This is a genomic window from Pseudomonas sp. TH21, assembly GCF_016651025.1.
GTDB classification, from domain to species: domain Bacteria; phylum Pseudomonadota; class Gammaproteobacteria; order Pseudomonadales; family Pseudomonadaceae; genus Aquipseudomonas; species Aquipseudomonas aylmerensis.
Genome location: NZ_JAEKEQ010000001.1, coordinates 5,624,998 through 5,637,021 on the forward strand (window position 1 = coordinate 5,624,998; position 12,024 = coordinate 5,637,021).

At 58.0% G+C, this 12,024-nt stretch carries 9 protein-coding genes and 1 rRNA gene; all 10 read right to left on the bottom strand.

The genetic code is table 11. From position 1 onward, the window contains the following. Positions 1-47 precede the first annotated feature (47 nt). Positions 48-1,588, bottom strand: a 16S ribosomal RNA gene (locus tag JFU04_RS24925). A 545-nt stretch (positions 1,589-2,133) separates the two neighbouring features. Continuing rightward, complete coding sequence (gene msrQ, locus JFU04_RS24930; protein WP_201145878.1) at positions 2,134-2,754, bottom strand: protein-methionine-sulfoxide reductase heme-binding subunit MsrQ; 621 nt, start codon at positions 2,752-2,754, stop codon at positions 2,134-2,136. After that, positions 2,754-3,767: a protein-methionine-sulfoxide reductase catalytic subunit MsrP gene (gene msrP / locus JFU04_RS24935; RefSeq protein ID WP_106802621.1), complete on the bottom strand. Its 1,014-nt coding sequence runs from the start codon at positions 3,765-3,767 to the stop codon at positions 2,754-2,756. The genes msrQ and msrP overlap by 1 nt, the downstream gene beginning before the upstream one ends. 63 nt (positions 3,768-3,830) lie before the next feature. Further along, positions 3,831-4,688 (bottom strand): CDP-diacylglycerol--serine O-phosphatidyltransferase, encoded by an 858-nt coding sequence (gene pssA, locus JFU04_RS24940; RefSeq protein ID WP_065910324.1) that lies wholly within the window; start codon positions 4,686-4,688, stop codon positions 3,831-3,833. 144 nt (positions 4,689-4,832) lie between these two features. Continuing rightward, positions 4,833-5,849 carry a ketol-acid reductoisomerase gene (ilvC, locus tag JFU04_RS24945; protein ID WP_003176099.1) on the bottom strand — a complete coding sequence of 339 codons (1,017 nt, stop codon included), beginning with the start codon at positions 5,847-5,849 and terminating at the stop codon, positions 4,833-4,835. Positions 5,850-5,895: 46 nt separating this feature from the next. Then, positions 5,896-6,387 carry an acetolactate synthase small subunit gene (ilvN, locus tag JFU04_RS24950; protein ID WP_003176102.1) on the bottom strand — a complete coding sequence of 164 codons (492 nt, stop codon included), beginning with the start codon at positions 6,385-6,387 and terminating at the stop codon, positions 5,896-5,898. Between the two features lie 2 nt (positions 6,388-6,389). Next, positions 6,390-8,114, bottom strand: a complete 1,725-nt coding sequence (locus JFU04_RS24955; RefSeq protein WP_065910352.1) for an acetolactate synthase 3 large subunit — start codon at positions 8,112-8,114, stop codon at positions 6,390-6,392. A 431-nt stretch (positions 8,115-8,545) separates the two neighbouring features. After that, positions 8,546-8,875, bottom strand: coding sequence for a YqcC family protein (locus tag JFU04_RS24960; protein WP_201145879.1), 330 nt, complete (start codon positions 8,873-8,875; stop codon positions 8,546-8,548). Continuing rightward, positions 8,875-9,609: a hypothetical protein gene (locus tag JFU04_RS24965; protein WP_201145880.1), complete on the bottom strand. Its 735-nt coding sequence runs from the start codon at positions 9,607-9,609 to the stop codon at positions 8,875-8,877. The genes JFU04_RS24960 and JFU04_RS24965 overlap by 1 nt, the downstream gene beginning before the upstream one ends. A gap of 16 nt (positions 9,610-9,625) precedes the next feature. Next, entirely contained in the window at positions 9,626-11,950 is a 2,325-nt protein-coding gene (mrcB, locus tag JFU04_RS24970; RefSeq protein ID WP_065910318.1) for a penicillin-binding protein 1B, read from the bottom strand. Between the last annotated feature and the right edge of the window lie 74 nt (positions 11,951-12,024).

A 12,024-nucleotide genomic window follows, 5' to 3' on the forward strand; every position in this document is an offset into this window, starting at 1 on the left:
ATCAAGCAATTCGTGTGGGAACTTATGGAGCAGCTGATGTCGTCGATTAAGGAGGTGATCCAACCGCAGGTTCCCCTACGGTTACCTTGTTACGACTTCACCCCAGTCATGAATCACAAAGTGGTAAGCGCCCTCCCGAAGGTTAAGCTACCTACTTCTTTTGCAACCCACTCCCATGGTGTGACGGGCGGTGTGTACAAGGCCCGGGAACGTATTCACCGTAGCATTCTGATCTACGATTACTAGCGATTCCGACTTCACGGAGTCGAGTTGCAGACTCCGATCCGGACTACGACGCACTTTGTGAGGTCCGCTTGCTCTCGCGAGTTCGCTTCTCTTTGTATGCGCCATTGTAGCACGTGTGTAGCCCTGGCCGTAAGGGCCATGATGACTTGACGTCATCCCCACCTTCCTCCGGTTTGTCACCGGCAGTCTCCTTTGAGTTCCCGACATTACTCGCTGGCAACAAAGGATAAGGGTTGCGCTCGTTGCGGGACTTAACCCAACATTTCACAACACGAGCTGACGACAGCCATGCAGCACCTGTCTCACGGTTCCCGAAGGCACTAAGGCATCTCTGCCGAATTCCGTGGATGTCAAGGCCAGGTAAGGTTCTTCGCGTTGCATCGAATTAAACCACATGCTCCACCGCTTGTGCGGGCCCCCGTCAATTCATTTGAGTTTTAACCTTGCGGCCGTACTCCCCAGGCGGTCGACTTAACGCGTTAGCTCCGGAAGCCACGCCTCAAGGGCACAACCTCCAAGTCGACATCGTTTACGGCGTGGACTACCAGGGTATCTAATCCTGTTTGCTCCCCACGCTTTCGCACCTGAGCGTCAGTCTTTGTCCAGGGGGCCGCCTTCGCCACCGGTATTCCTCCAGATCTCTACGCATTTCACCGCTACACCTGGAATTCTACCCCCCTCTACAAGACTCTAGCCTGCCAGTTTCAAATGCAGTTCCCAGGTTAAGCCCGGGGATTTCACATCTGACTTGACAGACCGCCTGCGTGCGCTTTACGCCCAGTAATTCCGATTAACGCTTGCACCCTCCGTATTACCGCGGCTGCTGGCACGGAGTTAGCCGGTGCTTCTTCTGCGGGTAACGTCAATCGACAAGGTTATTAACCTTATCGCCTTCCTCCCCGCTGAAAGTACTTTACAACCCGAAGGCCTTCTTCATACACGCGGCATGGCTGCATCAGGCTTGCGCCCATTGTGCAATATTCCCCACTGCTGCCTCCCGTAGGAGTCTGGACCGTGTCTCAGTTCCAGTGTGGCTGGTCATCCTCTCAGACCAGCTAGGGATCGTCGCCTAGGTGAGCCATTACCCCACCTACTAGCTAATCCCATCTGGGCACATCCGATGGTGTGAGGCCCGAAGGTCCCCCACTTTGGTCCGAAGACGTTATGCGGTATTAGCTACCGTTTCCAGTAGTTATCCCCCTCCATCAGGCAGTTTCCCAGACATTACTCACCCGTCCGCCACTCGTCACCCGAGAGCAAGCTCTCTGTGCTACCGTTCGACTTGCATGTGTTAGGCCTGCCGCCAGCGTTCAATCTGAGCCATGATCAAACTCTTCAATTAAAACATCTTTGGGTTTTTAAGAAACCCTAAACTTGGCTCAGCAATCGTTGGTTACATCTTTGATTTCTCGCGGAGTAACTTGTGATGCTGATAATCTTGTTGACTATCAGTCTGACTCCACAAGCACCCACACGAATTGCTTGATTCAGTTGTTAAAGAGCGGTTGGTTAAGATCTTTCGTCTCAACCGAGGCGCGCATTCTACAGCAGCCTCATTTGCTGTCAAGTGATTATTTTCAGAAGTTTTCGAAGATTTCTTCAACAACTTCAACCACTTGCGCTTCCGATCTCTCGTTAGCGGGAGGCGAATTCTACAGCGTTACACGCTGCTGTCAACACCTCTTTTTCTCCGCTTTCGACCGAGAAGATCGAAACGTTAATAGAGCCAAACAACTCTGCTCTACCAACTCCTTCTGGGCTTCGATGAACTGAAGCAAGTCGCTGTCGAATCTCGCGTAACTCTTTGTTTACCAAAGAGTTTTCCGTTTCGACTGCGCCGGAAGTGGGGCGAATTATAGACTTCCAGAATCTGCCGTCAAGCACTAATTACGCTTTTGTTGCAGAAAGTGATTTTTTCGCGATAAGGCGGGGAATCCTGCGCATTACAGGAGGGATTCGAAGGACTAACAGCAGCGCCCCTATAGAAGCATAGATAGCCCACTCCTTCAGGTCCGCCCGCACAATCCACAACATATGCAGTAACCCAAGGCCGAGAATCACATATACCAGGCGATGCAGCTTCTTCCAACGAACACCCAGCCGACGCTGACTGTAGCGATTGGACGTCACCGCCAATATCAGCAAGCACAAGAAACCCAGCGTCCCCACAATAATGTACGGCCTCTTGCGCAGCTCAACCCCCAACTGCGACCAATCCAACCCCAGGACAAACACGCAATACGCCGCCATGTGCAGCACCACGTAAGCAAAACACCACAACCCCAACTGCCGACGTACAGCTATCCACCCTGCCCACCCGCTCAGCTTCTGCAACGGTGTCATCCCAAGGGTGACCAGCAACAGGATCAGGGTCCCCAACCCCAAACGGTCAACCAGCACCTTTCCGGGATCTGGGCCCAGGGCGGAGCTCCAGGCCTCATACAACCAGTACAACGGCCAGACTCCCGCCGCGATAAAGACGCTGGCACGCCAGATCGGATAGCGCATCAATAGTTCTTCCGTAAATCGAGGTCGGTATAAAGAGAGGCAACCTCGTCCGAGTAACCATTGAACATCTGCGTCTCGCGCACATTGGGGCTGAACAAACCACTCGGTAAACGGCGCTCGCGGGCCTGGGTCCAGCGCGGGTGATCAACCGTAGGGTTCACGTTCGCATAGAACCCATACTCATCCGCCGCGATACTCTGCCAAGTCGTTTTCGGCTGCTCACTCACCAGGCTGATCCGCACGATTGACTTCACGCTTTTGAAGCCATACTTCCACGGCACGACCAAACGCAGCGGCGCCCCATTCTGGTTCGGCAACTCGCGCCCATACATACCCACGGCAAGGATCGCCAAAGGGTTCATCGCCTCATCCAGGCGCAGGCCTTCTACATAAGGCCAGTCGATCAAACCGAAGCTCGAGCGCTGCCCCGGCATGCTCTTGGGGTCCTGAAGGGTTTCAAAGCGGATGTACTTGGCCTTGGAGGTGGGTTCGACCTGTTTAAGCAAGGCTGCTATAGGGAAGCCTATCCAGGGAATGACCATCGACCACGCCTCGACACAGCGCAAACGGTAGATGCGCTCTTCCAACTGATACGGCTTCATGAAGTCTTCCAGGGCGTAACGCCCAGGCTTGGCGACTTCACCATCAATCACCACGCTCCACGGCTCGGTCTTGAGCGAGCCCGCATTCACCGCTGGATCGCCCTTGCCGGTACCGAACTCATAGAAGTTGTTGTAGTGAGTAGCATCCTTGAAGGGGGTGATGGCTTCGTTTTTTACCGTCACCGCCTGCCATTGGGTGCCTGGCAGCTTTTCAGCAAACCATCCCGGGGCCTTTCCTGGCTCGACGTCGGCGTAACGCGCAGCATCATCCGCACTGGCCCAACGCGGCAGACTGCTGGCAGCCATACCGGCAAGCGCACCGCCGAGCAACGCACGGCGAGAAAAGTAGAGGGATTCAGGCGTGACATCCGATTCATTGCAATCGGACGCTTTGGGGAATTTGATTAACATGGCAACTCCGCAGCATTGGAGAACTGATGCACCAATAGACTGCGGAGTATGGGGGAAATTACATTAAGGCAATGTTTTGTCCCGGCGCATATGCAACAAGTACTGAACCGGCCCCGAAGCGGCGTAGACCAGGAACGCCAGCAACAGAATGCGCGGCGGATCACTGAACACCACGGCGAATACCAGCACCACCGCCAGAATTGCCACGAAAGGCACGCGCCCCTTCAAGTCCAGCTCCTTGAAGCTGTTGTACTTGATGTTGCTGACCATCAGCATGCCGGCAGCAGCCACCATCAATGCCACCAGGAACGACATCTTGGAACCCTGGATGCCGTAGTCACTGAACGCCCAGACAATACCCGCCACCACCCCGGCAGCCGCAGGGCTGGCCAGACCAATGAAGTAGCGCTTGTCGGCAGTCCCCACCTGGGTATTGAAGCGCGCCAGACGCAAAGCGGCGCCCGCCACATAGATGAAGGCAACCATCCAGCCGACCTTGCCCATATCACCCAGCGCCCAGGCAAACGCCAGCAATGCCGGCGCGACACCGAAGGCGACCATGTCGGACAGCGAGTCATACTCGGCACCGAAGGCGCTTTGGGTATTGGTCATGCGCGCCACCCGACCATCAAGGCCGTCGAGCACCATGGCCACGAAGATCGCAATCGCGGCAAAGCCGAAATACTTGCTGGCACTCGCCGCATCACCTGCCGCCAGCGCACTCTGGGCACTCATGGAGTTGATGATGGAATAGAACCCGGCGAACAGGTTCGCCGTGGTGAACAGATTGGGCAGCAGATAGATGCCACGATGCCGGACCTTGCGGCCTTCAGCGTCATGCCCTTCCTCGACATGTTCATCGATCGGTAGCAGGCTTTCGGCGTCAGAAGCCTGGCTTGGCTCTTCGGGACGTTCGCTCATGGACTTTACCTTGCAACGGTTTGAAAAAATTCGACAAATACGTGCGGCGAGTGTTCGCCCGCAAACGATGCAGCTTTATACCAGAACCGGCCCCCCAAACGAAAAAACGCGGCCTAAGCCGCGTTTTCTCTTGATGCGTGCGACTTAGTTCTTGGCTTTGTCGACGATCTTGTTGGCACCGATCCACGGCATCATGGAGCGCAGTTGCTCGCCGATGACTTCGATACCGTGAGCGGCGTTGTTACGACGCTTGGCGGTCATCGAAGGGTAGCCGGTAGCGCCTTCGCTGATGAACATTTTGGCGTATTCGCCGTCCTGAATACGTTTCAGGGCGTTGCGCATAGCCTGGCGGGATTCGGCGTTGATCACTTCCGGACCCGTCACGTACTCGCCGTATTCAGCGTTGTTGGAGATCGAATAGTTCATGTTGGCGATACCGCCTTCGTACATGAGGTCAACGATCAGTTTCAGTTCGTGCAGGCACTCGAAGTAGGCCATTTCCGGCGCGTAGCCAGCTTCAACCAGGGTTTCGAAACCGGCCTTGACCAGCTCGACAGTACCGCCGCACAGAACGGCTTGTTCACCGAACAGGTCGGTTTCAGTCTCGTCCTTGAAGGTGGTTTCGATGATGCCGGTACGGCCGCCACCCACGCCAGCAGCGTAGGACAGCGCAACGTTCTTGGCGTTGCCCGAAGCGTCCTGGTAGATCGCGATCAGGTCAGGGATACCGCCGCCCTTGACGAACTCGGAACGCACGGTGTGGCCCGGTGCTTTCGGCGCGATCATGATCACGTCGAGGTCAGCGCGTGGCACTACCTGGTTGTAGTGGATCGCGAAGCCGTGGGAGAAGGCCAGGGTGGCGCCCTTCTTGATGTTTGGCTCGATTTCGTTCTTGTACAGCGCGGACTGGAACTCGTCCGGGGTGAGGATCATGACCAGGTCGGCAGCAGCAACGGCGGAAGCAACGTCAGTCACTTTCAGGCCATGGGCCTCAGCCTTGGCAACGGTGGCCGAGCCTTTACGCAGGCCAACAGTCACGTCAACGCCGGAATCTTTCAGGTTGCAAGCTTGCGCGTGACCCTGGGAGCCGTAGCCGATGATGGCGACTTTCTTGCCCTGGATGATCGACAGGTCACAATCTTTATCGTAATAAACTTTCATGAGGTTCCTCTATATATCCAGGCCGTGAGGCCATTCACTAATTGGGTTAGATGCTGAGTACTTTGTCGCCACGGGCAATCCCGGTGACACCACTGCGTACAGTTTCCAGAATCGAGGCCGTCCCGATCGACTGGATGAAGCTGTCCAGTTTGTCGCTCGTACCGGTCAATTGAACGGTATAAACGCTGGCGCTCACATCGACGATCTGCCCGCGATAGATGTCGGTAGTACGCTTGATCTCGGCACGTTGGGCGCCCGTGGCCTTGACCTTAACCAGCATCAGCTCGCGCTCGATGTGGGCACTTTCCGACAAGTCGACCAGCTTGACCACTTCGATCAGCTTGTTGAGGTTTTTGGTGATCTGCTCGATCACCTCATCGTGGCCAACAGTAGTCAACGTCAGGCGCGACAGGGTCGGGTCTTCGGTCGGGGCCACGGTCAGGCTTTCGATGTTGTAGTTGCGTTGCGAAAACAGGCCGACAACACGAGACAGAGCGCCGGGTTCGTTCTCCAGAAGCAGGGAGATAATGTGCCGCATGATTAAGTACGCTCCGTCTTGTTCAGCCACATGTCGCGCATAGAGCCGTCTTTGATCTGCATCGGGTAGACGTGCTCGCTGGTATCCACCTGAATATCGATGAACACCAGGCGATCCTTCATGGCGAACGCCTCTTCCATCTTCGGCTTCAGATCTTTCAGATCGGTGATGCGAATGCCGACGTGGCCATAGGCTTCAACCAATTTGACGAAATCCGGCAACGATTCCATATAGGAATGGGAGTGACGGCTGTTGTAGCTCATGTCCTGCCATTGACGAACCATGCCGAGCACGCCGTTGTTCAGGCAGACGATCTTCACCGGAAGGCCGTATTGCAGGCATGTCGACAGCTCCTGGATGTTCATCTGGATACTGCCTTCACCGGTGACGCACGCAACGTCAGTGTCCGGGAAGCTCAGCTTCACACCCATCGCCGCAGGGAAACCAAAGCCCATCGTGCCCAGGCCACCGGAGTTGATCCAGCGGTTAGGCTTGTCGAACTTGTAGTACTGCGCCGCGAACATCTGGTGCTGGCCCACGTCGGAGGTCACAAAGGCGTCGCCCTTGGTCACTTCGCACAGGGTTTCGATCACGGTTTGTGGCTTGATGATGCTGCCGTCGCCCTTGTCGTAAGGGAACAGGCCGCGATCACCGCGCCATTCGTCGATCTGCTTCCACCAACTGGCAACGGATTCCTTGTTCGGCGTCTCGCCGATGTCCTTGAGCGCAGCAACCATTTCGGTCAGCACGCTTTCAACAGGACCCACGATCGGCACGTCGGCCTTGATGGTCTTGGAGATGGACGCCGGGTCGATGTCGATATGGATGATCTTGGCATTCGGGCAGAATTTGCTCGCGCCGTTGATCACCCGATCATCGAACCGTGCGCCGACTGCCAGGATCACGTCGGCGTGGTGCATGGCCAGGTTGGCGGTGTAGCTGCCGTGCATGCCAAGCATGCCGACAAACTGACGGTCCGTGCCCGGGAACGCGCCGAGGCCCATCAAGGTGTTGGTCACCGGCAGGTTAAGCAGCTTGGCGAGTTCGGTCAGTGGTGCAGAACCACCGCCCAGAATCACGCCACCGCCCGAGTACAGCACCGGGCGCTTGGCCGCCAGGAGCATTTCTGCCGCCTTGCGGATTTGGCCCGAGTGCCCACGAACAGCCGGGCTGTAGGAGCGCAGCTTGGCTTTCTTGGGGAACACGTATTCGAATTTTTCCGCAGGGTTGGTCATGTCCTTCGGGATATCGACCACCACAGGACCCGGGCGACCGGACTGAGCGAGGTAGAAGGCCTTCTTCATGACTTCCGGGATTTCCGACGCATGCTTGATCATGAAGCTGTGTTTCACGATCGGCCGGGAGATACCGATCATGTCGGTTTCCTGGAATGCATCGGTACCCACCATGGTGCTGGCGACCTGGCCGGAAATGATCACCATCGGGATGGAGTCCATATAAGCAGTCGCGATGCCGGTAATGGCATTGGTCGCGCCTGGGCCGGACGTTACCAGTACCACACCGGCTTTACCGGTGGCACGGGCATAACCGTCAGCCATATGGGTAGCAGCTTGTTCGTGGCGAACCAGGATGTGGGTAACAGCCGGTTCCTTGAACAGTGCGTCGTAGACATGCAGCAGAGCACCACCTGGGTACCCGTAGATATAGTCGACGCCTTCGTCACGCAAAAAGCGGACGAGCATCTCACCGCCAGATAAAAGCTCCACGTTGTTCACCTCTAAAACGCCAGAATACCGTCCGTTGAAAACCGACGGGTCTTAATAGGTTTACTTCTCAACAGAGCATGAGCGACGGTGGTCGCCGACTACGTCAGCACTGACTGAGCAAGTATTGGGATCGTCCCAAGTGTTGCGGGCTTTTCCCACCCAGCGCGAGGTAACGCGTTGCGGGTGTAACAGGTCGGCGCGGATGTGCGCCTCATGATCTGCTGAGCGGGTCTGCTTCTGGCAGTCCCGATACAGCGGACTTTGGATTCTTCTGTTTCAGCCCCTTCAAGTCAAGCAATAATTGCGCTTTTTTCCAACTAAGCGCATGAGAACGTAGAAGAAAGGGCTTTGAGGAGGGATAAAACTCGCCTGAATGTCGTCAAGCGGTAGAAATGTGCGCAAGACTGCCGGAAAACCCGACAGTCAGGCAATTAACGAGCGTCGACGATCAATTGGTCGAACTTTTTCAGCGCATTGCGCAATCCGAGGCTCTGCAACGGACGGTCGGCATAGACCATCTCGGCCATCTCCAGGATCCCGGACGCACTGGGTAGTGGCAGGTCCTGCTCGAGGATCTGCTTCATGCGCACGAGGAAGATCCACTGCAGCCACTGATGAAAGTCCAGGGTGTCCACCGAGAACGGCTCGACGCTGCTGAGCGCCTCGGGGCTGGGGGGCACTTCATCCCACCAGCCTTGCACGCGCAATTCGCGCTCGATCAGCAATAACTGTTCGGCAATCGCTGGAAAACGTGCATCCATCAGAGGCTGACCTTGGCTTTCTGACGTGCCTGGGCAGCACCGGCAGCGTCGCCCTGCGCAGCCCGTGCATCGCCGATCAGGGCCCACAGGCTGGCTTGCAGGTCGGGACGCCCATTGGCCAGGGTCAGGCCACGACGGGCGAACTGTTCGGCTTGCGGTGCGTCGCCCTGGGCCATGCGTACCTGAGCCAGGCGATACAGCACTTGCGGCTCGCGCGGCGCCACACGCTGGGCGCGCTCCAGGCTCGATGATGCACCGTTCAAGTCGCCACCGGCCTGTTGTTGCTGGGCGGTGGTCAGCAAGGCCAGTACCGGACCATCCAGTTGCTCGTCAGCCGACAGGCCGCCAGCGCTGGACGATGACGGGATGCCGCTGGGTGTCGACGGCATGTTGTAGGTGCCCTGATTGATCGGCGCCGTCTGGACCGGCGCGGTGTCGATCGGGCCCGAAGTGCTCGGCCCCGGGGTCCACGGCTCGGCGCTGATCGGCGCGGAGGTAGCCGCCCCGGCGCCCGGCACCATCACCACCACGCCCGAATCCTGCGGCACAGCCTGGGTGGCGGCCTGGGCAGGACGCGTGGTCACGGTCTGGCGGAACCCGCCGTTAGCCGAAATCCGGTCGTTATTGGAGACAGCGGTGCTCGAGTCCACCACGGGAATGGAGCCGCGCTGCACGCTGGCGCAACCATTGAGCAAAGCCAGAGCTGTAATAGCTGGAATCCACCACTTGTTCACTTGAAACCCTCTTTGCTTAATTCATCCAGCCCTTGACCCAATCCATCACCGATTCCGCGTCAGCAGGGGCACTGCCACCGCATGCGGCACCGGGTGGTGGTTCGCTGCCGCGAATATACGGCATCTGCACCGCGCCCGGACAGTTGGCGTCAGAGCCCTGGCCGGTGTGCGGATCAATCCAGGCCTGCACGATATTGTCCGGCTGCGGCATGTTCAGCGGCAGCGGGTCGGCCTTGCGCATGAAACTGGTCCAGACCTGCAGCGCACCGGTCGCACCGGTAAACGGCGTCTTGCCATTGTCGTCGCGCCCCAACCACACCACTGCCAGCACGTCCTGGCCGAAGCCTGCGAACCAACTGTCGCGCGAGTCGTTACTGGTACCCGTCTTGCCCGCCAACGTCAGGTTGGACGGCAGCACTTTATAGACAGAGCTGCCGGTACCTTCGCGCATCACGCGCTGCATGGCGTTCTGGATCAGGTAGATGGAGCCTGCGTCGAACCGCTGCTGGATCTGGAAGGGATAGCGCTTGAGCGGCTCGCCCTCGGCGGTCAGCACACTGCGGATCCCGCGCATCGGCGTATTGAAGCCACCGTTGGCGAGGGTCTGGTACATGGTCGCCACTTCCATCGGCGTCATTGCGCCAGCGCCCAGCAGGATCGACGGGAAAGCCGGGAACTCGCGGGTGATGCCCAGGCGCGCCAGCGTCTTGAGGACGTTCGGCACGCCCACTTCCAGGCCGAGCCGGGAGGTAGAGATGTTGTAGGAATGCGCCAGCCCCTGGTACAGGAACACCGTACCGTGGGAGCGACGGTCGAAGTTCTGCGGCGTCCACACCTGGCCATCGGCTCCTTTGACCGACAGCGGGTCATCCGACAGCCAACTGGTCAGCGAGTATTTGCTCGGTTTTTCCAGCGCGGTCAGGTAGACGGCCGGCTTGACCAGCGAGCCGATCGGCCGTACCGCATCCAGTGCACGGTTGAAACCGGCAAAACTGGCTTGGCGGCTGCCGATCATGGCCTGGACTTCACCGGTTTCCGGGTTGGTCACGACCATGGCGGCCTCGACTTCGTCGGAGCCTTTGCGGCCGGTCAGGCGCTTGAAGGTGTCGTTGACCGAGGCTTCGGCCTTCATCTGCAGGATCGGGTCGAAACTGGTGAAGATCCGCAGGCCTTCTTCGGTCAAGTCTTCGTCACGGTAGTCTTCACGCAACTGGCGCTTGACCAGGTCGATAAAGCCCGGGAAGGAGCTGTCTGCCAGTTTGCCGCGGGTAGTCACACCCAGTGGCATTTTCTTGGCTGCAGCGACTTGTTCCGCAGTGGCCACGCCCTGCTGCTCAAGCACATCGAGCACCAGGTTGCGGCGCTCCAGCGCACGCTCAGGATTGCGACGCGGGTTGTAGTAGGAAGGCCCCTTGACCATGCCCACCAGCAACGCGACCTGATGCAGCTTCAGCTCGGACAGCGGCTGGCCAAAGAAGAACTGGCTGGCCAGACCGAAACCGTGCACTGCACGCTGGCCGTCCTGGCCGACGAAGACCTCATTGAGGTAAGCCTCGAGGATTTCCTGCTTGCTGTAATGCAATTCAAGCAGCATCGCCATCATGGCTTCCGTGAGCTTACGGGTCAGGCTGCGCTCGTTGGTGAGGTAGAAGTTCTTCACCAACTGCTGGGTCAGCGTACTGCCGCCCTGAGTCATCTTGCCGCCAGACGTGTTGACCCAGATGGCGCGGGCAATCGACTTCGGCGACACGCCCCAGTGGCTGTAGAAATCGCGGTCCTCGACAGCAACCAGGGTTTCGAGCAGATACGGCGGCACCTGATCCAGCTTGATCAGGATGCGATCTTCAAGATTCTTCGGGTAAATCCCGCCGATCATCAGCGGTTCGAGGCGCACCACCGGCAGCTTCGAGCCATTGAGCGATGACAGCTCGGCTACATAGTCACCGGAAAAACGCACGCGCACCGGCTGGGCTTTTTCCAGGCCTTCATAGAACTGGAAGCCACGGGTATTGAGGTCGACGGTATTGCCGCTGACAGCCGCAGCGCCCGGACCATTGCTCACGGGTTCACGGCGGTAGCCCAGGGCATCGAGTTCGGTGAGGAAGTCATCCTTGCTCAGCTTCTGGCCGGTGAATAATTCCAGCGGGCGTGCGTACACCTTGGCCGGAATGGTCCAGCGCTTGCCGGAGAACTTCTCCTGGACCACGGCGTCGAGGTAAACGGCGAAGCCGGCAAGCACCACAAGGCCCACCAGGCCGAGCTTGAGCGCCCAGCCCAGCCATGGGCGCAGGCCACGCGAAGGAGGTTTTTTACGGGAACGGGGAGATCGGGTTCGAGTCATGGCGGCGGATTATACGCACTTTATTGCTGATCAACATGAGTCGGACAGCGGTTTGCACGACCGGCCGCAGCAGC